This is a genomic window from Rhizobium leguminosarum bv. trifolii WSM2297 (assembly GCF_000271845.1).
This window is the reverse complement of the sequence record NZ_JH719393.1, coordinates 1,619,882-1,639,474: the sequence shown is the minus strand read 5'-3', so window position 1 is coordinate 1,639,474 and position 19,593 is coordinate 1,619,882. Positions and strand designations below refer to the sequence as shown.

Sequence of the window (19,593 nt, the reverse complement as noted above, 5' to 3'; positions counted from 1 at the left end):
GGGAATCGGCTTCGTCAAAATCGGCGATTAAGCTCGTCTTCGTTAACGCCGAAATGGTCGAGGATGATGCCGACGTTGCGGCGGTGAGACTTGAAATAGACGTCGAAGAGATCGCCGATCAGTGGAACCGTGCCGCAGGCGGCGTCGACGCCGAGATTGGCGGCCATGCGGGCGAGCTTGTGGGTGGGAAGGCCAAGCCGCCTTGCCTCATCGATGATGAAAAGACCGATCAGCGATCCGGCAATATCGCCGACGGCCGGGATGAGGCCAAGGACCGAGTCCGCACCGATCCGCACGCCGATGAAGGGCAATCGAACCGCCGTATCCATCAGACGGGCTATGCCGACAGCGCGCCGAATTCGCCCGAGTTCGGCAGGGGTGAGGTATGTCGTTTTGCCCGTGTCCATGGCCGTGAAACGCCGCAAAACCGATAAGGTTCGCTGAGGCGTGATCGGAGACCCCGCTTATTTCTTGTCGGGAACCACGACCAATTTGCCGACGAAATTCTTCGCCATGAAATCCGTCTGGGCACGGTGGAATTCCGACAGCGGATAGACGCCGCCGACGAGAGGCCGGATCTTCCGGTTTTCGATATAGCCGATAAGCCGGCGGAAATCGGCGCGGCTTCCCTGGCTCGATCCGTGCAATTCCAGCTGCTTCAGATACATGGTCCTGAGATCGAGTTGAACCACCGGGCCGGCGATGGCGCCGGCCGTGGTGTAGCGGCCTTCCGGGCGCAGGATTTTCAGGAGGTCGTTGAACAGCGGGCCGCCGACCAGATCGGCGACGACATCGATCGGCTGGCCACGGCTTGCCGAATGGACGGCTTCGACCAGATCGCCCTTGCCACGGGTGACGACCGCTTCGGCGCCGATCTCGAGCATCGCCGCCTCCTTGCCCGGACCCGTGACAGCAATCGGGATGGCGCCGCGGGCACGCGCGAGCTGGATGATCGCCGAGCCGACGCCGCCCGAGGCGCCGGTGACGAGGACGCGTTCGCCGGCGACAAGCCGCGCCCGTTCCAGCATGCGCTCGCCGGTCAGATAGGCGCAGCAGAAGGTGGCGAGCTCGACGTCGGTCAGATCGGTTGCGACGACATGGGCATTTTCGGCCGGCAGCGCCATATATTCGGCATAGCCGCCATCCCGCCCGTGGCCCATGTAGTCGATGTCGGCGAGGCTGTCGTCGTCGCGATTATAGATCGAGAAGTCGACCATGATACGCTCGCCGATCCGCGCCGGGTCGACCCCGGCACCGACGGCGACGATATGGCCAACCGTATCGGTGCCCTGAATGCGAGGGAAGGTCAGCGTATTGCCCTGCCGGCGCCAGCTGGAGACGGCGGCCGGGTCGTCCTCGGTGCCATAGGCGCCCTCGCGCACCCACACATCGGTATTGTTCATGCCGCAGGCGGTGACGCGGATCAGCACTTCGCCGTCTGCGGGCGCCGGCACCGTCACGTCGCTGCGGTAGACGAGCTTGTCCAATCCGCCGTGACCGGTGAGCAATACGGCCGCCATCTTTTCCGGGATCGTCATGCCGCTCTTCTCCCTCAGATGCCGTTGAAGACGGTTTCGATCGTCGCTGACGCCGCCTTGACGACGATGTCGGCCTCTTCGCGCGTCAGGCAGAGCGGCGGGGCGAAGCCGAGGATATCCCCCTGCGGCATGGCACGGCCGATGACGCCGCGTTCGAGAAGGGCGGATGCCACCTGCGGCCCGATCTTGCGGCCGGGATCGAAGAATTTGCGGTCGTCCCTATCCTCGACAAATTCGATTGCCGCCATCAGCCCGTCACCGCGGACTTCGCCGACGTTTCGGTGGCTGCCGACCGCTTTTGCCAATTCTGAGCGGAAATAGCCGCCGGTCGCGCCGGCATTCTCGACGATGCCGAGTTCGTCGATCAGTTCGAGATTGGCAATACCCGCGGCAGCGCAGATCGGATGGGCAGAATAGGTCCAGCCGTGGCCGATCGCCCCCATCTGGTCGGAGCCCTGCACAAGCACTTGCCACATTTTGTCGGAGACGATCGAGCCGGAAAGCGGAGCATAGGCCGAGGTCAGGCCCTTGGCGATGGTGATCAGGTCCGGCTTCATGCCGTAGTGATCCGAGCCGAACATCGTGCCGAGACGGCCGAAGCCGGTGACGACTTCGTCGGCAACGAGCAGGATGTCATATTTGTCGAGCACGGCCTGGATTTTCTGCCAGTAGTCCTTCGGCGGCGGTACGATGCCGCCGGTGCCGAGGATGGGTTCGCCAATGAAGGCGGCAACCGTTTCCGGGCCTTCGGCGAGGATCATCTCCTCCAGCCTGTCGGCGCAATATTGCGAGAACTGCTCCTCGTCCATGGAGCGGTCGGGCCGGCGGAAATAATAGGGTGCTTCGGTATGCAGCACCGGCGCGCGCGGCAGGTCGAAGGCGTTGTGGAAGAGCGCAAGACCGGTCAAGCTGCCGGTCATGACGCCGGAGCCGTGATAACCGCGCCAGCGCGAAATGATCTTCTTCTTCTCCGGACGGCCGAGGATATTGTTGTAATACCAGATCAGCTTGATGTTGGTCTCGTTGGCATCAGAGCCGGAAAGCCCGAAATAGACCCTCGACATACCATCAGGCGCACGGTCGATGATCATCTTCGAAAGCGTAATCGAGGCCTCGGTGCCGTGGCCGACATAAGCATGGTAATAGGCGAGGTTCTTTGCTTGCTCGGCGATCGCCTCGGCGATCTTCTGGCGGCCGTATCCGACATTGACGCAATAGAGGCCGGCAAAGGCGTCGAGGCTTTTGCGGCCTGTCGTGTCGGTAATGTAGACGCCTTCGCCGCCGGCGATGACGCGGGTCGGAGTATCGCCGCGGGCATGCATGCCCATATGGGTCGAGGGATGGAAGAAGTGATCGCGGTCCCAGGCGGTGAGTTCGTTGCTTCTGTCGAGCATGTCCTATCCTCTTTCTTGAAATGGGCTGACTTGAATGGGGTCAGGCGGCTGTGTCGATGCAGAGATATTTGAGCTCGGTGAAGGCCTCGAGCCCATGGCGCGAACCCTCGCGGCCGAGGCCTGACTGTTTCCAGCCGCCGAAGGGAATTGGGCCGCCGGTAATCTTGACGCGGTTGACCGCCACCATGCCGTATTCCAGCGCGCGGCCGAGGCGCATCTGCCGGGCGCCGTTTTCGGTGACGACATAGGCGACGAGGCCGTATTCGCTATCGTTGGCGCGGGCGATTACCTCTTCTTCGGTGTCGAAGCTGGCAACAGCCGCAACTGGTCCGAAGGTCTCCTCGCGCATGATCAGCGCATCTTCAGCCACGTCCGTCAGCAGCGTCGGCTCATAGAAGAGCCGGCCGGCCTTGTGGCGCTTGCCGCCGGTGACGAGCCGCGCGCCGCGCGCCAGTGCGTCGGAAACATGTTCCTCGACCTTGGCGACGGCGCGTTCATGCATCAGCGGCCCGATGTCGACGCCATCCTCGAAGCCCGTCCCGACCTTGAGCTCGGCGATGCGGGCGGCAAAAGCCTTGGCAAAAGCATCGGCGATCCGCCGCTGGACGAAGATGCGGTTGGCGGCGAGGCAATCCTGGCCTGAGGTGGCAAACTTGGCGTTGACGGCGATCTCGACCGCCTTTTCGACCTCGGTGTCGTCGAAGATGATCAGCGGCGCGTGGCCACCGAGTTCCATGACCAGCCGCTTCATGGTCGGCGCGCATTGGGCGGCGATCAAGCGGCCCACCTCGGTGGAACCGGTGAAGCTCATGGCGCGCAGGCGGCTATCGCTGCACATCCGTCCGACGATCGTTGCGGCATGGCCGGTGACGATGTTGAAGACGCCGGCGGGAATGCCGGCCCTTTCGCCGAGTTCGGCAAGGGCAAGGGCGGAAAGCGGCGTCTCGGAAGAGGGATGGGCGACGACCGTGCAGCCTGCCGCAAGCGCGGCGGCGGCCTTTCGGGTGAGCATGGCAGAGGGGAAATTCCAGGGCGTAACCACGCCGACGACGCCGAGCGCCTCCCGCCGCACGAGCATTTCCGCGCCGGGCAGATGGCTGGTGACGCTCTCGGCATTCAGCCGTTTGCCTTCCTCGGCGTACCATTCGATGAAGGAGGCGGCGTAATCGATCTCGCCGCGCGATTCCGCCTGCGGTTTGCCCTGTTCGAGCGTCATGATCAGTGCGAGATCCTCCCTGGCGGCGAGCATCAGCTCATGCCATTTGCGCAGGATCGCTGCCCGGTGCTGCGGCAGCATGGCGCGCCAGGCGGAGAAGGCCTCCGACGCCGCGTCGATCGCGGTTTCCGTTTCTTCCGCGCCGAGGCTCGCGACCCAGGCCAGCGTCGCTGAAGAGGCCGGATCCGTGACCCCGAAGCTCTTTCCCGCCGCGCCGGCGATCCAGCGGCCGCCGACATAGGCGAGATCGCGCAGGAGGTGACGGTCGGCAAGCTGCGACAGCGCGTCATGAAAGGCGGGGCGGGCAAAAACGGCGGTCATGTCCAATCTCCTCGTTGCGGATGAGCCAAGTCTTCCACGGAAACGGACGAGAGATTGTCTGTTGGCGGATGCGGAAAGAGAGAGATGGTCTAAAGGGCGGCGCACTCGTAGAGAGATTGTCTACGGCGCCGTGTGTTCCTCGCCGTCGGCGACGAAGGACGAAACCGGAAGCACCGTTTCCTCCTTCACCACCTTGGTGACGATGTAGGTGAAGTAGCGGTCGATGCCGAGTTCGCGGTCGAGAAGTCCGTCGACCAGCCGCTGATAGGCGTCGATATCGGCGGCGATGATCTTCAGGATGTAATCGAGGCCGCCGCCGACCGACCAGCAGGCGACGATCTCGGGAATGGCGGTGACGGCGCGCTCGAAGCGCTCGAAATCCGCCTGGCGATGGTTGGCAAGCGTCACTTCCATCATCACGCTGGCGACCGGCGCAATGCGCCGCGGCGCGACGCGTGCGTGGTAGCCAATGATGATCCCAGCCTTTTCGAGCTTGCGCAGCCGCATCCAGCACGGCGTCGGCGACAGGCCGGCCTTTTCGGCCAGCGCCAGCTTGGTAATGCGGCCGTCGCGCTGGACGGCGTCGAGAATACGCAGGTCGATGGCGTCGAGCTTCATAGGGCTTTCTTTAGAAAGAAATCATTTCAAACGCTGCGAAACGACAATGGAAGCGTATTATGGCATTGTCAATTGAACTGATTTTGAGCAGTGTTAAAATCATGACAAAGTGGCGTCCCGATCCCTCGCAACTTCGCCGGCCGGCCTACCTCTCGCTCGCCGAGCAGATTGCCAGCGCGATTACCGACGGCAAGCTTTCCGACGGCGCGCAATTGCCGCCGCATCGCAAGCTGGCTGATGATCTGCATCTTTCCGTGCAGACGGTGAGCCGCGCCTATGAGGAACTCAGCCGCCGGGGGCTGATCTCCGGCGAGATCGGTCGCGGCAGCTTCGTGCAGACGCGGCCGCGCGAGCCGGAGCCACCCTATCTGCCGGAACGGCTGGGAGAGCTGATCGATCTTTCGATCCTGAAGCCGGTCTGCGAGCAGATCCATCTCGACAGGCTGCGCCAGGCCTTCGGCTGGCTTTCGGAAAACCTGCCCTCCAGTTCGGCGCTTTCGTTCCGGCCGAACATGATATTTCCGCGCCACCGCACTGTTGCCACCGAATGGCTGGCGCGCTGCGGGCTGGAGGTATCGCCGCTGAACGTCAGCGTCACCAACGGTGCGACATCGGGCATGACGGTGGCGCTGATGAGCGTTGCGCCGCCCGGCTCGACGGTGGCGACCGAAGCGATCAGCCACCATACGCTGGTGCCGCTCTCCACCTATCTCGGCCTGCATCTCGAGGGGATCGCCATCGACGAGGAAGGCATGATCCCCGAGGCGCTGGATGAGGCCTGCCGGACGGGGCCGATCCGGGCCATCTTCCTGCAGCCCTCGGTGATCAATCCGATGGCGGCGCTGATGAGCGCGAAACGCCGGCAGGCGCTTGCCACGGTGGCCGCCAAACACGACATAGCCATCATTGAAAACGATATTCTCGGCCCAATGGTCGAGGACCGCGCGCCGCCGATGGCGGCATTCGCGCCTGAGCGCACGCTCTACGTCACCAGCTTCACCAAGATCACCGTTCCCGGCTTGCGGATCGGCTATCTCACGGCGCCCGACCGCTATGTCGCCGCCGTCGCCAACCGGCATCTGGTCTCCAACTGGATGGCAACGCCGGCGATGGCCGAGATTGCCACCCGCTGGGTCAGCGACGGCACGGCGATGGAACTGGTCAACTGGCAGCGCCGCGCCCTTTTAAGCCGGCATGCGATCGCGGCGGAGATGCTGGCCGGGCTCACCTACCGATCCCACCCGCAAAGCCTGCACGTATGGCTGCCGCTCTCCGGCAATCATACCGAGGACGGTTTCGTGTCGCAGGCGCGGCTGCACGGTGTGGCGATCGCTCCCGGCAAATCCTTCCGCACCGGCGATCAGGGCTGGACGCCGGCGGTGCGCATTTCGCTTGGGTCGACGACGGAAAGCGAGTTGCGGACCGGGCTCGGGATCGTCGCCTCCCTGGCGCAGGGAAATCCTGAGGAATTGCTGCTTGCAATTTGATGCCAGTGCCCTGTGTTTGGGCAGGCTTAGAATAATTGTCATGATATTATTTTACGAATTGACATGATTTCGATGCGCCGTCATCGTTAGGGCATTGCTTGTCTCAACAGGGAGAGACATGAATGCCTTCGCCCATCATCCGCATCGACAACATCGTCAAGAGATACGGTCCGCTGACCGTGCTCGACGGCCTGTCGATGAATGTCATGCCGGGCGAGAAGCTGGCGCTGATCGGGCCGTCCGGCTCCGGCAAGACGACGATCCTGCGCATTCTGATGACACTGGAGACGATCAGCGGCGGCCATATCGAGGTCGACGGCGACCAACTCTATCACATGCCTGGTAGCAGCGGCCTGGTGCCGGCCGATGAACGGCATCTGCACCGCATGCGCGAAAAGATCGGCATGGTCTTTCAGCACTTCAACCTGTTCCCGCATAAATGCGTGCTCGACAATGTGACGCTGGCGCCGATGCTGACCAAGGGCATCAAGCGGCCCGAGGCCGAAAAGCGGGCGATGGAGCTTCTGGAGATGGTCGGCTTGGCCGACAAGGCCAAGAGCGTCCCGGCACAACTGTCCGGCGGGCAGAAGCAGCGTGTCGCCATCGCCCGGGCACTGGCGCTGTCGCCGAAGATCATGCTGTTTGACGAGGTGACCTCGGCGCTCGACCCGGAACTCGTCGAAGAGGTGCTGAACGTCATGCGGCGGCTTGCCTCCGAGACCGACATGACCATGCTTCTCGTTACCCACGAGATGGGCTTCGCCCATGATTTCGCCGACCGTGTGCTGTTCTTCGATCGCGGCAAGATCGTCGAGGAAGGCAAGCCGGCCGACATCTTTCGCAATCCGACGCAGGAGAGGACGCAGACCTTCCTGCGCAAGATCATTGCGGCGGGGCACCGCGTCTGACCTCAGACATTGCCCGCAAGAACAAACTCAAAGGAAAATCAGAGGAGTTGGGAACGATGAAAGCAGGATATCTTTTGACCGCCGCCAGCCTGTCGGTGCTGCTGATGGCCGCCACCGGCCCGGCATCGGCTGCCGATGACAAGCTCGAACAGCTGAAGGAACAGGGCTTTGCCCGTATCGCCATCGCCAACGAGCCGCCGTTCACGGCCGTCGGCGCCGATGGCAAGGTTTCGGGCGCCGCCCCCGACGTGGCGCGCGCGATCTTCGAAAAGCTGGGCGTCAAGGAAGTGGTCGCGTCTATCTCCGAATACGGCGCGATGATCCCCGGCCTGCAGGCCGGCCGCCATGACGCGATCACCGCCGGCCTGTTCATGAAGCCCGAGCGTTGCAATGCCGTCGCCTATTCCGAACCGATCCTCTGCGACGCCGAAGCTTTCGCGCTCAAGAAGGGTAACCCGCTGAAGCTCACGAGCTACAAGGACATCGCCGACAATCCGGATGCCAAGATCGGCGCGCCGGGCGGCGGCACCGAGGAGAAGCTGGCGCTTGAGGCCGGCGTGCCGCGCGACCGCGTCATCGTCGTTCCGGATGGCCAGAGCGGCATCAAGATGCTGCAGGACGGCCGCATCGACGTCTATTCGCTGCCGGTTCTGTCGATCCACGACCTGATGGCCAAGGCGAACGATCCGAACCTCGAAACCGTCGCCCCCGTGGTCAATGCGCCGGTCTATTGCGATGGCGCCGCCTTCCGCAAGCAGGACGTCGCGCTGCGCGACGCCTTCGACGTCGAGCTGAAGAAGCTGAAGGAATCGGGCGAATTCGCCAAGATCATCGAACCTTACGGCTTCTCGGCCAAGGCTGCGATGTCGACGAGCCGCGAAAAGCTCTGCGCCGCGGCGAAGTAAGCACAGGTAGCCGGCCGGTCATGCCGTGGCATGGCCGGTTTGTCGCCGAACGATCTCCAGAGAAGCGAGTTGCCGATGTCGGTATGGTCCGGCTATCTGACACTGATCCTTGAGGGCGCCCTGGTGACGCTCGAACTGACGGTCATGGGCTCGGCGCTGGCGCTGGTCATGGCGTTCGTCGCTGGTCTCGGCCGCCTGTCGCGCTTCTTCGCCATCCGGGCTCTGGCGACCACCTATATCGAGTTCTTCCGTGGCACTTCGATCTTCGTGCAGCTCTTCTGGGTGTATTTCGTGTTGCCCTTCGCGGGATTGACGCTGACGCCGCTGCAGGCGGGCGTGCTGGCGCTCGGTCTGAATGTCGGCGCCTATGGCGCGGAGGTGGTGCGCGGCGCCGTCAAGTCGGTCGGTCGGGAACAGTCGGAAGCCTGCATCGCGCTCAACCTGTCGCGCTATCAGCGCATGCGCCACATCATCCTGCCGCAGGCGCTGCCGCTGATGCTGCCGACCTTCTGCAACAATGCGATCGAACTCCTGAAGGGCACGGCCGTCGTGTCGCTGATCTCACTGACGGATATGACCTTTCAAGCGCAGGTCGTGCGGGCGCAGACCGGCAATACGCTGGTGCCCTTCGCGACAATCCTCATCCTCTATTTTCTCATGGCCTTGGCGATTTCCGCGGCCATGCGCCGACTGGAGCGGCGCATGGCACGCGGCGTCGACGGCATAAGGACCTGATCATATGGAATGGGATTGGGACTTCGTCTGGCAGATCATGCCGACCCTTCTCGAAGGGTTCAAGATCACCATTCTCGCGACCATCCTCGGCGCTGCCGTCGCCATGGTCGTCGGCCTTGGCCTCGCCATTGCGCGGCGGTCGCCGGTCGCCGCCGTTTCCAGGACCGTCGCTTTCGTCTCCGAGTTCATCCGCGGTACGCCGCTTTTGGTGCAGCTCTACTTCATCTTTTACGTGCTGCCGGATATCGGCATCCGGCTGGCGCCGCTGGTGGCAGGCGTCATCGGCATGGGCATTCACTATGCGACCTATACCGCCGAGGTCTATCGTGCCGGTATCGAGAATGTGCCGCGCGGACAATGGGAGGCGGCCAAGGCCACCAATCTGACGACGCGCCAAGCCTGGATCCACGTGATCCTGCCGCAGGCGATCCCGCCGATGATCCCGGCGCTCGCCAATTATTTCATCGCCATGTTCAAGGAGACGCCGCTGCTTTCGGCGATCACCGTGCTCGAACTGATGAACCAGGCCAAAAGCATCGCCAACAGCAACTATCGCTATATCGAGCCGATGACGCTGGTCGGGGTCTTCTTTCTCGTTATCAGTCTGATCTCGGTCGTGGGCTTGCGCTGGCTCGAGGAACGTTACGCCAGGATGGATGACTGACCATGACCGCAAAGATCGAGATCATCCCCGCCGGCCGGGCGCCGCGACTGGAGGACCGGCCGCTCAAAAAACGCGTTGGTCTGGTGATCCTCGCCACCGACCATACGACCGAGGTCGATTTTCAGCGTATGGTCGCCAGCGACGATATCGGCGTCTATGTCAGCCGCATCCACTACGCCAATCCCGTTACCCCCGAAAACCTTTTGAAGATGCAGCCGTCGCTGACGGCGGGTGCAGCCTTGATCCTCCCGGACGAGGCGCTGGATGCGGTCATGTATTCCTGCACCTCGGCCTCGGTCGTCATCGGCGACCGCAACATCGAAGCGGCGCTCCATGCTGCCAAACCCGGCGCTCCGGTAGTGACGCCGACGGCGGCGGCGGTGAAGGGGCTGCAGGCGCTCGGCGCCAGACGGATTTCGGTACTGACGCCCTATACGATCGAGACCAGCCGGCCGATGGCCGATTATTTTGCCGGTCTCGGCTTTACGATCGACCGCTTCACCTGTCTGGGTCTCTCTGACGACCGCGAGATGGCGCGGATTGCACCCGACGAAATTACTGCCTTCTCGCGCCAGGCGATGGCGCCGCAATCCGATGCACTGTTCATCTCCTGCACGGCGGTGCGCGCGGCACAGGTCGCGGCCGGGATCGAAGCCGAGATCGGCAGGCCAGTGGTTACAAGTAATCTCGCCACCGCCTGGGCTTGCCTGAGGCTCTGCGGCAATGATCGGCCGCGGCCCGAACTCGGGCGGTTGATGACCATACCCTATCCGGAGGGCTGAGATGATGACGAGCAGATTGCCGGTTTCGCTGGAAGATATCCGCGCTGCGGCGCGCCGGATAACTGGCCGGGTGCGCGTGACTGCAATGGCGCAGTCGGTTTCGCTCGGTGAAATCGCCGGCGTGCCCGTCCATCTCAAGCTCGAACACCAGCAGTCGACCGGCAGCTTCAAGCTGCGCGGGGCGACCAATGCGGTGCTGTCATTGTCGCAGGCGGAACGGGCGCGCGGCGTCGTCGCGGCCTCGACTGGAAATCACGGCCGGGCGCTTGCCTATGCGGCAAAGGCGGAAGGTTCGGTCGCGGCGATCTGCATGTCGCGGCTGGTGCCTGAGAATAAGGTTTCGGAGATCCGCCGCCTCGGCGCCGATGTCCGCATTATCGGGCGCTCGCAGGACGAGGCGCAGCAGGAGGTTGACCGGCTGGTGCGCGAGGAGGGGCTGGTGATGGTCCCGCCCTTCGACCATCCCGCCGTCGTGGCGGGGCAGGGCACGCTCGGGCTCGAAATCATCGAGGCATTGCAGGAGGTGTCGACAGTGCTGGTGCCGCTTTCGGGCGGCGGCCTTGCGGCGGGCGTCGCTGCCGCGATCAAGGGCGTCAATCCGAAGACCAAGGTGATCGGCCTGACGATGGAGCGGGGTGCGGCGATGAAAGCGAGCCTCGATGCCGGAGAGCCGGTGCAGGTCGAGGAATTGCCGAGCCTTGCCGACTCGCTCGGCGGCGGCATCGGCCTCGATAATCGCGTGACCTTTGCCATGTGCCGCGATCTGCTCGACGACGTCATCTTGCTTTCGGAGGCGGAAATCGCGGCCGGCATGCGCCATGCCTATGCCGCCGAACGCGAGATCGTCGAGGGAGCGGCAGCCGTTGGCATCGCAGCCCTTCTTGCCGGAAAGGTCAGGGCCGATGGCCCCGTCGTTGCGATCCTGTCCGGACGGAATGTCGACATGGAGCAGCACCGGCGCGTGATCAATGGCGAGATGCTGTTTGCGGAGGGTGGGCGATGAACCGGATGATCATTCTGACCGAAGCGGAATTGCGAAAGGTCGTCGGGCTCGATCGTGACGCCGTCTCCTGCATCGAGCAGGCTTTCGCAGCGCTGGCGACCAAGGCGGTCGCCATGCCGCCGATCCTGCGGCTCGATATTCCCGAGCATCGCGGCGAGGTCGATGTGAAGACCGCCTATATCCCCGGCGTCGAAGGTTTCGCGATCAAGATCAGTCCCGGTTTCTTCGACAATCCCAAGCTCGGCCTGCCGAGCACCAACGGCATGATGGTGCTGCTGTCGAGCCGGACCGGGCTGGTGCAGGCGCTGCTGCTGGACAATGGTTACCTCACCGATGTGCGCACCGCAGCGGCAGGCGCGGTGGCGGCGAAACATTTGTCGCGCGAGAATTCCACCGTCGCCGCGATCTTTGGAGCCGGCATGCAGGCGGGGCTGCAGCTCGAAGCGCTGACGCTGGTGCGGCCGATCCGTGAAGCGAGGATATGGGCGCGCGATAGCGCAAAGGCTGAAGCCGCCGCCGCGGACCTGACGGAAAAGCTCGGGTTTTCCGTCACCGCGACATCGGACCCGAGACGTGCAGTTTCCGGCGCCGATATCATCGTGACCACCACGCCCTCGGAAAAACCGATCGTCGAGGCCGGGTGGCTCGAAGCCGGCCAGCATCTGACGGCGATGGGCTCGGATGCGGAACACAAGAACGAGATCGATCCGGCCGCGATTGCCGCCGCCGGCCTCTATGTCGCTGACAGCCTGAAGCAGACGCGCCGCCTCGGCGAGCTGCATCACGCGATCGAGGCCGGATTGGTCGCGGGCGATGCCGATTTCGCCGAGCTCGGCCAGATCGTTGCCGGCAAGACGCAGGGGCGGACAAGCAAAGACCAGATCACCATCGCGGACCTCACGGGAACCGGCATCCAGGATACTGCCATCGCCACGCTCGCCTTTGCGCGGGCCGGTGCGGCGACGGCCGGAACCACATTCGAAAGCTGACCGGTACTGCGCCGGACAAGAAGGGAAGAGACATGACCCAGCCCAATCTCAAATTCTCGCTCGGCGAATATGCCGCGCGGCTGGAAAAGACACGCCGTGCCATGGAGGCGAAGGGTGTCGAGCTTTTGATCGTCAGCGACCCCTCGAACATGGCCTGGTTGACCGGCTATGACGGCTGGTCCTTCTACGTCCACCAGGCGGTGATCGTGCCGCCGTCCGGCGAGCCGATCTGGTTCGGCCGCGGCCAGGATGCCAATGGCGCCAAGTTCACCGCCTATTTGAAGCACGACAATATCGTCGGCTATCCCGATCACTACGTGCAATCGACCGAACGCCATCCGATGGATTATCTCTCCGGCATCCTGACCGAGCGCGGCTTCGGCAAGCTGACGATCGGCGTCGAAATGGACAATTACTGGTTCTCGGCCGCCGCCTTTGCCGCGCTGCAGAAGCATTTGCCGAATGCCCGTTTCGTCGACGCCACCGCGCTCGTCAACTGGCAGCGCGCCGTCAAGAGCGAGACCGAAATCAAATACATGCGCAACGCCGCCCGCATCGTCGAGGCGATGCACGCCCGCATCTTCGACAAGATCGAAGTCGGCATGCGCAAATGCGATCTGGTCGCCGAAATCTACGATGCCGGCACCCGCGGCGTCGACGGCATCGGCGGCGACTACCCGGCGATCGTGCCGCTGTTGCCGTCGGGCGTCGAGGCGTCGGCCCCGCATCTGACCTGGGACGACCGGCCGATGAAGAAGGGTGAGGGCACCTTCTTCGAGATCGCCGGCTGCTACAATCGTTACCATCTGCCGCTGTCGCGCACCGTCTTCCTCGGCAAACCGACGCAGGCCTTTCTCGATGCCGAAAAGGCAACGCTGGAGGGTATGGAAGCAGGCCTTGCGGTCGCAAAGCCCGGCAACACCTGCGAGGACATCGCCAACGCCTTCTTCGGCGTCTTGAAGAAATACGGCATCGTCAAGGACAACCGCACGGGCTACCCGATCGGCCTGTCCTATCCGCCGGACTGGGGCGAGCGCACCATGAGCCTGCGCCCCGGCGACCGGACGGAATTGAAGCCCGGCATGACCTTCCATTTCATGACCGGCCTCTGGCTTGAGGATATGGGTTTCGAGACGACCGAAAGCATTCTCATCACCGAGAGCGGCGTCGAATGTTTCGCGAATGTGCCGCGCAAACTAATGGTCAAGGATTGAGGCTGTCATGAACGAGATTGCCTTGCGCCCGTCGCCGATCAGCGCGACGGTGGATTTCGCCGCCGAGGGCGTCCAGCACGGTTTCCTCCGGCTGCCTTATAGCCGAGACGATTCCGCCTGGGGATCGGTGATGATCCCGATCACGGTCGTCAGCAACGGCAAGGGGCCGACGGCGCTTCTGACCGGCGGCAATCACGGCGACGAGTATGAAGGGCCGATCGCGCTTTTCGATCTCGCCCGCACCCTGAAGGCCCAGGAGGTCAGCGGCAGGGTCATCATCGTGCCGGCGATGAATTATCCGGCGTTCCTGGCGGGAACCAGGACGTCGCCGATCGACCGGGGCAATATGAACCGCAGCTTCCCGGGCCGGCCGGATGGGACGGTGACCGAGAAGATCGCCGACTATTTCCAGCGTGTGCTGCTGCCGATGGCCGATATCGTCCTCGACTTTCATTCCGGCGGCAAGACGCTCGATTTCCTGCCGTTCTGCGCAGCCCACATTCTTCAGAACAAACAACAGGAAGCGCAGGCTTTCGAGCTCGTGACGGCCTTTGCCGCGCCCTATTCGATGAAGATGCTGGAGATCGATGCGGTCGGCATGTACGACACGGCGGCCGAAGAGATGGGCAAGGTCTTCATCACCACGGAACTCGGCGGCGGCGGGACGGCTACGGCCAAGAGTGCTGCGATTGCCAAGCGCGGCACCATGAATGTGCTGCGCCGTGCCGGAATCGTTGCGGGCGCCGCCGATATCGGTCCGACCACGTGGCTCGACATGCCGGACGGCCGCTGTTTCTCCTTTGCGGAGGAGGGCGGCCTCATCGAGCCTCTCATCGATCTCGGTGAAGCCGCCAGTGAGGATGCCGTCATCGCCCTCATCCATCCAACCGGACGAACCGGGGAGGCGCCGCGCGAGATCCGTGCCGGCATGGCCGGCATTCTCTGCGCCCGGCATTTCCCGGGGCTGGTCAAACCAGGCGATTGCGTTGCCGTCGTCGCAATCGTCGATGAATGAGGTGAACGGAATAGCCCGAGCGGAGCGTCAGGCGGCTTGACGCGGCCTTGACATGCTGGCTGCCGCGTCGATCTGAAAGCGCTTGACGACGCCCTCCAGTGTCTGCGTTTGGGCGCCGAGCGCGCGGCAGGCCGAAGCGGTCTCGACGGCCATCGTCGCGTTGTGTTGCGTCACCTGGTCGAGAGCATTGACCGAGGCATTGATCTCTCGGATCGCGACCGCCTGCTCGGAGGACACAGAAACAATCCGGGCGATCAGCCCGGCAACCTGCTCGACCTGACCTTCGATTTCCTGAAGCGCCTTGCCGGTGCGGTTGACGAGCTCCACCCCGGTGGAGACTTGAGACGAGGATGTGGAAATCAGAGCCCTGATCTCCTTGGCGGCGTTGGCCGAGCGCATGGCGAGTTCGCGCACCTCCTGCGCCACGACGGCAAAGCCCTTGCCCGCTTCGCCTGCGCGGGCCGCTTCAACCCCGGCATTGAGCGCCAGAAGATTGGTCTGGAAGGCGATTTCATCGATGACGTTGACGATGTCGCCGATCTGCGAGGACGAGCCTTCGATCCTTTCCATGGCGGCGATCGCTTCGCGGACGACGGCTGCCGAATGTTCGGCGCTCTTGCGGGTCTCGGCCATCATGCCGGTCGCCTTGCCGGCATGATCGGAGGCGTCTTTCGCCTTGGCATTCATCTCGCCGAGCGCGGTTGTGGCCTCTTCGAGCATCGCGGCTTGCTGCTCCGTACGCGATGCGAGGCTCTCGGTTGCACCCGTAATGTCGGCCGAGGCGCTATCCACTTGTTTGGAGGTTTGGGCGATCTCGGCCATCGAGGCGCAAAGTGCGTCCATGCTGTCGTTGAACTTGGCGCGCAAAGTCTCGTAAGCGGCGGCAAAGGGTGTGGCGATCCGGCAATCGAGATTGCCGTGCGATAGCTGGTCCAAGCCGTGGGTCAGCTGGGCGATCACCGTTTCGCGGACCTGCTCCTCGGCGGCCTTTTCGGCCATCTGGCTGCGTTCGCGTTCAAATTCCGCATCGCGACCCGCCGTCTCGCGCTTCTGCGCATCCTGCCGCTCGAGCGCGTTGCGGCGAAAGACCGCCACGGCCTTGGACATGGCCCCGATTTCGTCGGAACGGTCGGCATAGGGAACGTCTGTGGAGAAATCGCCATCGGCGAGGTTGCCCATATAGGCCTTCATGCCGTCGAGCGGGACGATGGCCCGGCGGCGCAGGAGATACAGCCCGACCAGCAGGAGCCCGAAGGATCCGAAGCCCGCCGCACCGGCATAGATCGTCCAGGTGACGATTTCCGAGGCGGCATTGCGCTCCTCGCCCTTCAGGAAGGCATCGGAATTTGCAACGAGTTTCTCGACCGCGTCCTGGTGCGAATGAAAGGCGACACGCAACTGCTCGATCGCCCCGTGCGCCTTGTCTTCATCCCTGGCATTCAGCGCCGGGATGATCTCACGGTTCATCACGTCCCAGAATGTATCGCCCTTGGCGAGGACATCGTTTTCAAGCTCGTCCTTCAAAGACTGCGGCAGCCGGGTGGTTTTCCAATAAGCGCGGCGGTCGTCGTAAGCGGCTTTGAGATTGGCGATCTTGGCGAGATTGGTGGCGGTGAGTTCGGGAAATTTGCTCGCCTCGAAGGAGAGCATGTAGGACTCGACGACAAACAGCGGCGGCGGCAGGATATCGGCGATCAGATCCTTGCCATAGACGACCTGCTCGTAAACCGGGCCGTTGACTTTCAGCCGTTCGAGGGCCGATTGCTGCAACCCGATCGACATGAAAAGGCCTGCTGAAACGGCGACACCAAATGCCACCAAACTACGGGCAATAGTAAAAGCCAAGGTCGTCTCCAAATAACTTGTGGCCTCTGCGCGTCGAGATGCCTGATCTACGTACTGCATTATTTCGCGTGAACGCTGAAATATGGTTAATTCTTCTGGGTGTCAGAGGTTGACTGGCCTGTCCGGGGCGGCGGCAGGCGTCCAAAATTGGGTGGATGATGAATTGTCGAAACTATTTTTGGTGCCAAGCCATCACCTGCCGCATTGATGGCTTACCGGGAAAGCGCCGTATCTCTTGCCAAGGAGAGATTAACATGGCTGAACCTCAGCTTTCCGTACGAAGCGCGAGGGCGCGTGATCTTGCTCACCGGCTTGCCCGCCGTGAAAACCGCTCGATAGCCGACGTTGTCGAACGGGCGCTCGAATTCTATGAGGTACGCGAAGACGGTCGTGAGCCGGCATCATCCTTCTACACAAGGCTTTCGCAGCAAAGCGGGACGGATATCGACCTTGAAGCCGTCCTCAAGGAAGGCCGGCAGATGAACGATGGCATCGAGCTTTGATTTTTCTCGAGACCAACATTGTTACGGAAACTTTGAGGAAATCGTCCGATGAAGCGGTGTTCGCATGGCTCGTTCGCCATGATGCTGAATTGACTCTGACGACTGTGACGATTGCCGAGATCACTTTCGGCAGACGATCCGGCCTGATCAACGAGCCGAACGCCTCGAGGGGGGACTGTCCGACTGGCTGCGGCGCTTCGCGGACCGGATTTTTGGCCTGACCGAAGAGGCCGCTCTTAGATGGGACATGAGTTTCTCGGCGCTGTCGGTCGAGTATTTGCCGGTCTGCTGGCTTGTGGTTGATTTTTTTGCCGAAACCGTATTACAGGATAGGATGTCCTCGGATGCGGATGTCGAGCTCTTGCTAGGAATAGGAAAAAATTGATGTTGCGGCGGAAATGGTCGCCATAAGCGCTCTCCATCGTGAGGGTGGGGATGCAACGCATTACAGAACTTATGAGTTCTCTAAATCGAAATTGCTAATGCCACAACCGAAAAAATCATGCCTCAGAAATCGCAGTTCGCTTTTCAGGGTCGTCGGCGTGCGTTTCGGTAAAGCGGTTTAGATTGCCATGGATGGTGAGCCCGCAGATGAGCCGCGCAAGCGAGGCCGGCCGAAAGTCTCCAGCGATGAGGACAAGCGGACGCATATCGTCGAAATCGCCCGCCGTGTTTTTGTAAAATACGGTTACGCCGGGAGCACCACCGCCGTGGTCGCCACCGAGGCAGGCGTTTCGAAGCAGACGCTCTACAAGCTGTTTCAGAGCAAGGAAGAGCTGTTTGCCGCCGTGGTCGGCGCGCATCGGCGTCTGATGCTCGACCTGCCGAGGCCCGCGGAAGACCTTCCGATCACCCAGAGTCTCGAACATATCTTCATGATCGACATGGATGAGGAGAAGGATGCGGATCGCGCCGGTTTTCTGCAGCTTGTCTTTCGCGAAGCGTCGCAGTTTCCGGAGCTTATCGATATTCTGCAGCGCGAAGGCATGCTTGCCAGCCGTCAACACCTTGCCGACTGGTTGAGCGATCGCCGGGCGGAAGGCAAGTTGAGGCTTGACGATCCGGCGAGCGGAGCCCGGATGCTGATGGACATGATCTTCGGAGGTATGGGCCCGCCGGAAGGGCGCGCCCAGGCTTGGCCCGAGCGGGCCGAACTGCTCGCCCATCTTCGGCGCTGCATCGCGATCTTCGCCTCCGGCGTCGGGGCCTCGTAAACCCGAAAAGCGATCCTTCGGCTTTTGTCTTCCAATTTCCATTTTGGATGAATTATAGAACTGTAGAGTTCTTTTATATTGATTCGGCCACATGAATATGGCCGCGCATCGCCATGACCGGCGACGACATCCCAGCAAAGATCGAGTTTTCACCGTGGCTGCCGGCAGGCTTTCGCGCGCGCTGGCGCGCCTATGAAAAAGGGACAGACGTTGGTTTCCACCTATGTAAGCTATCTCGCAGTCGCGCGAAATCTGAACGCCAGCCTCTCGATCGTGGCGTCTCAGGCCACAAAAGTCCATGTCAACAGCCGGGACGACACCGGTTCGTCGCCTTTCTCAAAGCCTTCAACTTCGACAGCGATGGCGACGTCACCGTTCCCTTGCAAGCCATGTCGGAATCCGTCGTTGACGACTATGCCGCCTATTATAAGCAGAACAAGATCCGCTACCTCGACGGGGACGAACTGACCGAGGCGACCGACGCGGCGGATGATGAGATCACCTATTTCCGCAAGCAGATGGCGACGATCACGACCGCGAGCGAATTTCTGGCCGATGATCGCCTGGTGTCCCTGGCGCTCCAGGCGAAGGGGCTCGACCCGGACGATGTCACGTCGGAGCAATTGGAGAAGATGTTTTCTTCCGATCTCGACGACGAAGACAGTTACGTCAACAAGCTGGACGACAGTCGCTTCGCCGAACTCGTCGGCGCGTTTAATTTCGACCAGGACGGCAATATTTCCGCCGACCCCACAGAGACTGTGCAGCAGCGCGGCGACGTGCTGGAAACCATCGACTCCTATGTCAGGCTGACGCTCGAAGACGACCAGGGCGACAGCAACACCGGCGTGCGCCTCGCGCTCTACTTCCAGCGCAAGGCGCCGGAAATATCGAGCGCCTACGACATTCTGGGCGACAGCGCGCTCTTCGAGTTCTTTACTACGACCTTCAACCAGCTATGTCTCGAACATGGACGTCGACAAGCAAGCCGAGATGGTCGACAACTTCATCGAGATCAAGGATCTGGCAGATCCCGACAAAGTCGACGATCTGATCAAACGCTTCACCGCCATGTATGATATCGCCAACGGCACGGGCACCACGTCGACAGCACTTTCGATCCTGACCGGCTCAGCGAGCATCAGCGCCGACACGCTGCTTGCGATGGCGCAACTGAAGACCGGCTGAGTGACCTGACCGAACTGCATCATCACCCATGGCAGGGCAGGGGCTGCCGTCTGC

General features: G+C 62.3%; 20 protein-coding genes and 2 pseudogenes. 15 read left to right on the top strand and 7 right to left on the bottom strand.

Annotation, left to right across the window (positions count from 1 at the left end):
- Positions 1–14: 14 nt before the first annotated feature.
- The 5 genes from RLEG4DRAFT_RS61970 to RLEG4DRAFT_RS61950 form a co-directional block, all read right to left on the bottom strand.
- Entirely contained in the window at positions 15–407 is a 393-nt protein-coding gene (locus RLEG4DRAFT_RS61970) for a DUF4112 domain-containing protein (RefSeq protein ID WP_003576136.1), read from the bottom strand.
- A 57-nt stretch (positions 408–464) separates the two neighbouring features.
- Positions 465–1,538: an alcohol dehydrogenase family protein gene (locus RLEG4DRAFT_RS61965; RefSeq protein ID WP_003576138.1), complete on the bottom strand. Its 1,074-nt coding sequence runs from the start codon at positions 1,536–1,538 to the stop codon at positions 465–467.
- A 14-nt stretch (positions 1,539–1,552) separates the two neighbouring features.
- Positions 1,553–2,932, bottom strand: a complete 1,380-nt coding sequence (locus tag RLEG4DRAFT_RS61960; protein ID WP_003576139.1) for an aspartate aminotransferase family protein — start codon at positions 2,930–2,932, stop codon at positions 1,553–1,555.
- Positions 2,933–2,972: 40 nt separating this feature from the next.
- On the bottom strand, positions 2,973–4,469 hold the full coding sequence (locus RLEG4DRAFT_RS61955) for an NAD-dependent succinate-semialdehyde dehydrogenase (protein ID WP_003576141.1): 1,497 nt from the start codon (positions 4,467–4,469) through the stop codon (positions 2,973–2,975).
- A gap of 120 nt (positions 4,470–4,589) precedes the next feature.
- Complete coding sequence (locus RLEG4DRAFT_RS61950) at positions 4,590–5,087, bottom strand: Lrp/AsnC family transcriptional regulator (RefSeq protein ID WP_003576142.1); 498 nt, start codon at positions 5,085–5,087, stop codon at positions 4,590–4,592.
- A 101-nt stretch (positions 5,088–5,188) separates the two neighbouring features.
- On the opposite strand from RLEG4DRAFT_RS61950, the gene RLEG4DRAFT_RS61945 reads away from it, so the two are divergent.
- From RLEG4DRAFT_RS61945 to doeB, 10 genes are all read left to right on the top strand, one after another.
- Positions 5,189–6,574: a PLP-dependent aminotransferase family protein gene (locus tag RLEG4DRAFT_RS61945; RefSeq protein ID WP_051040896.1), complete on the top strand. Its 1,386-nt coding sequence runs from the start codon at positions 5,189–5,191 to the stop codon at positions 6,572–6,574.
- 122 nt (positions 6,575–6,696) lie between these two features.
- On the top strand, positions 6,697–7,482 hold the full coding sequence (gene ehuA, locus RLEG4DRAFT_RS61940) for an ectoine/hydroxyectoine ABC transporter ATP-binding protein EhuA (protein ID WP_003576146.1): 786 nt from the start codon (positions 6,697–6,699) through the stop codon (positions 7,480–7,482).
- A gap of 56 nt (positions 7,483–7,538) precedes the next feature.
- The gene (gene ehuB, locus RLEG4DRAFT_RS61935) at positions 7,539–8,387 is read left to right on the top strand and encodes an ectoine/hydroxyectoine ABC transporter substrate-binding protein EhuB (protein WP_003576147.1); all 849 of its coding nucleotides are present in this window, start codon (positions 7,539–7,541) and stop codon (positions 8,385–8,387) included.
- 75 nt (positions 8,388–8,462) lie between these two features.
- Positions 8,463–9,122, top strand: a complete 660-nt coding sequence (ehuC, locus tag RLEG4DRAFT_RS61930) for an ectoine/hydroxyectoine ABC transporter permease subunit EhuC (protein WP_003576148.1) — start codon at positions 8,463–8,465, stop codon at positions 9,120–9,122.
- A 4-nt stretch (positions 9,123–9,126) separates the two neighbouring features.
- Entirely contained in the window at positions 9,127–9,786 is a 660-nt protein-coding gene (gene ehuD / locus RLEG4DRAFT_RS61925) for an ectoine/hydroxyectoine ABC transporter permease subunit EhuD (protein WP_003576149.1), read from the top strand.
- 2 nt (positions 9,787–9,788) lie between these two features.
- Positions 9,789–10,568: an ectoine utilization protein EutA gene (gene eutA, locus RLEG4DRAFT_RS61920; RefSeq protein ID WP_003576150.1), complete on the top strand. Its 780-nt coding sequence runs from the start codon at positions 9,789–9,791 to the stop codon at positions 10,566–10,568.
- A 4-nt stretch (positions 10,569–10,572) separates the two neighbouring features.
- Positions 10,573–11,571: a hydroxyectoine utilization dehydratase EutB gene (eutB, locus tag RLEG4DRAFT_RS61915; protein ID WP_037093447.1), complete on the top strand. Its 999-nt coding sequence runs from the start codon at positions 10,573–10,575 to the stop codon at positions 11,569–11,571.
- On the top strand, positions 11,568–12,560 hold the full coding sequence (gene eutC, locus RLEG4DRAFT_RS61910; protein WP_003576154.1) for an ectoine utilization protein EutC: 993 nt from the start codon (positions 11,568–11,570) through the stop codon (positions 12,558–12,560). The genes eutB and eutC overlap by 4 nt, the downstream gene beginning before the upstream one ends.
- Positions 12,561–12,592: 32 nt before the next feature.
- On the top strand, positions 12,593–13,774 hold the full coding sequence (doeA, locus tag RLEG4DRAFT_RS61905) for an ectoine hydrolase DoeA (RefSeq protein WP_003576156.1): 1,182 nt from the start codon (positions 12,593–12,595) through the stop codon (positions 13,772–13,774).
- Positions 13,775–13,781: 7 nt separating this feature from the next.
- Positions 13,782–14,789: a N(2)-acetyl-L-2,4-diaminobutanoate deacetylase DoeB gene (doeB, locus tag RLEG4DRAFT_RS61900; protein ID WP_003576157.1), complete on the top strand. Its 1,008-nt coding sequence runs from the start codon at positions 13,782–13,784 to the stop codon at positions 14,787–14,789.
- Between the two features lie 27 nt (positions 14,790–14,816).
- Here the strand turns inward: doeB and RLEG4DRAFT_RS61895 are convergent, their stop codons facing one another.
- Positions 14,817–16,634 (bottom strand): methyl-accepting chemotaxis protein, encoded by a 1,818-nt coding sequence (locus RLEG4DRAFT_RS61895; protein ID WP_037093301.1) that lies wholly within the window; start codon positions 16,632–16,634, stop codon positions 14,817–14,819.
- A 254-nt stretch (positions 16,635–16,888) separates the two neighbouring features.
- Here RLEG4DRAFT_RS61895 and RLEG4DRAFT_RS61890 point away from each other — a divergent pair, with 254 nt between their 5' ends.
- Entirely contained in the window at positions 16,889–17,137 is a 249-nt protein-coding gene (locus RLEG4DRAFT_RS61890) for a hypothetical protein (protein ID WP_003576160.1), read from the top strand.
- Positions 17,134–17,381 (top strand): annotated as a pseudogene (locus tag RLEG4DRAFT_RS61885) (type II toxin-antitoxin system VapC family toxin); the annotation flags it as partial. The gene RLEG4DRAFT_RS61890 and the pseudogene RLEG4DRAFT_RS61885, both read left to right, overlap by 4 nt.
- On the opposite strand, the pseudogene RLEG4DRAFT_RS61880 reads toward RLEG4DRAFT_RS61885, so the two are convergent.
- Positions 17,375–17,546: pseudogene (locus RLEG4DRAFT_RS61880) on the bottom strand (EF-hand domain-containing protein); the annotation flags it as partial. The pseudogenes RLEG4DRAFT_RS61885 and RLEG4DRAFT_RS61880 overlap by 7 nt on opposite strands.
- 163 nt (positions 17,547–17,709) lie before the next feature.
- Here RLEG4DRAFT_RS61880 and RLEG4DRAFT_RS61875 point away from each other — a divergent pair.
- The 3 genes from RLEG4DRAFT_RS61875 to RLEG4DRAFT_RS61865 all read left to right on the top strand — a co-directional run bounded on the left by RLEG4DRAFT_RS61875 (position 17,710) and on the right by RLEG4DRAFT_RS61865 (position 19,539).
- Positions 17,710–18,351 carry a TetR/AcrR family transcriptional regulator gene (locus RLEG4DRAFT_RS61875; protein ID WP_003576162.1) on the top strand — a complete coding sequence of 214 codons (642 nt, stop codon included), beginning with the start codon at positions 17,710–17,712 and terminating at the stop codon, positions 18,349–18,351.
- A gap of 113 nt (positions 18,352–18,464) precedes the next feature.
- The gene (locus RLEG4DRAFT_RS61870) at positions 18,465–19,430 is read left to right on the top strand and encodes a DUF1217 domain-containing protein (RefSeq protein ID WP_432416787.1); all 966 of its coding nucleotides are present in this window, start codon (positions 18,465–18,467) and stop codon (positions 19,428–19,430) included.
- The gene (locus RLEG4DRAFT_RS61865) at positions 19,345–19,539 is read left to right on the top strand and encodes a hypothetical protein (protein ID WP_432416788.1); all 195 of its coding nucleotides are present in this window, start codon (positions 19,345–19,347) and stop codon (positions 19,537–19,539) included. Before RLEG4DRAFT_RS61870 ends, RLEG4DRAFT_RS61865 begins: the two co-directional genes overlap by 86 nt.
- Positions 19,540–19,593 lie beyond the last annotated feature (54 nt).

Coding starts and splice junctions, on each gene's coding strand:
- RLEG4DRAFT_RS61970 (WP_003576136.1), bottom strand. CDS start 407: ATGGACACGGGCAAAACGACATACCTCACCCCTGCCGAACTCGGGCGA.
- RLEG4DRAFT_RS61965 (WP_003576138.1), bottom strand. CDS start 1,538: ATGACGATCCCGGAAAAGATGGCGGCCGTATTGCTCACCGGTCACGGC.
- RLEG4DRAFT_RS61960 (WP_003576139.1), bottom strand. CDS start 2,932: ATGCTCGACAGAAGCAACGAACTCACCGCCTGGGACCGCGATCACTTC.
- RLEG4DRAFT_RS61955 (WP_003576141.1), bottom strand. CDS start 4,469: ATGACCGCCGTTTTTGCCCGCCCCGCCTTTCATGACGCGCTGTCGCAG.
- RLEG4DRAFT_RS61950 (WP_003576142.1), bottom strand. CDS start 5,087: ATGAAGCTCGACGCCATCGACCTGCGTATTCTCGACGCCGTCCAGCGC.
- RLEG4DRAFT_RS61945 (WP_051040896.1), top strand. CDS start 5,189: ATGACAAAGTGGCGTCCCGATCCCTCGCAACTTCGCCGGCCGGCCTAC.
- ehuA (WP_003576146.1), top strand. CDS start 6,697: ATGCCTTCGCCCATCATCCGCATCGACAACATCGTCAAGAGATACGGT.
- ehuB (WP_003576147.1), top strand. CDS start 7,539: ATGAAAGCAGGATATCTTTTGACCGCCGCCAGCCTGTCGGTGCTGCTG.
- ehuC (WP_003576148.1), top strand. CDS start 8,463: ATGTCGGTATGGTCCGGCTATCTGACACTGATCCTTGAGGGCGCCCTG.
- ehuD (WP_003576149.1), top strand. CDS start 9,127: ATGGAATGGGATTGGGACTTCGTCTGGCAGATCATGCCGACCCTTCTC.
- eutA (WP_003576150.1), top strand. CDS start 9,789: ATGACCGCAAAGATCGAGATCATCCCCGCCGGCCGGGCGCCGCGACTG.
- eutB (WP_037093447.1), top strand. CDS start 10,573: ATGACGAGCAGATTGCCGGTTTCGCTGGAAGATATCCGCGCTGCGGCG.
- eutC (WP_003576154.1), top strand. CDS start 11,568: ATGAACCGGATGATCATTCTGACCGAAGCGGAATTGCGAAAGGTCGTC.
- doeA (WP_003576156.1), top strand. CDS start 12,593: ATGACCCAGCCCAATCTCAAATTCTCGCTCGGCGAATATGCCGCGCGG.
- doeB (WP_003576157.1), top strand. CDS start 13,782: ATGAACGAGATTGCCTTGCGCCCGTCGCCGATCAGCGCGACGGTGGAT.
- RLEG4DRAFT_RS61890 (WP_003576160.1), top strand. CDS start 16,889: ATGGCTGAACCTCAGCTTTCCGTACGAAGCGCGAGGGCGCGTGATCTT.
- RLEG4DRAFT_RS61875 (WP_003576162.1), top strand. CDS start 17,710: ATGGATGGTGAGCCCGCAGATGAGCCGCGCAAGCGAGGCCGGCCGAAA.
- RLEG4DRAFT_RS61870 (WP_432416787.1), top strand. CDS start 18,465: ATGACCGGCGACGACATCCCAGCAAAGATCGAGTTTTCACCGTGGCTG.
- RLEG4DRAFT_RS61865 (WP_432416788.1), top strand. CDS start 19,345: ATGGTCGACAACTTCATCGAGATCAAGGATCTGGCAGATCCCGACAAA.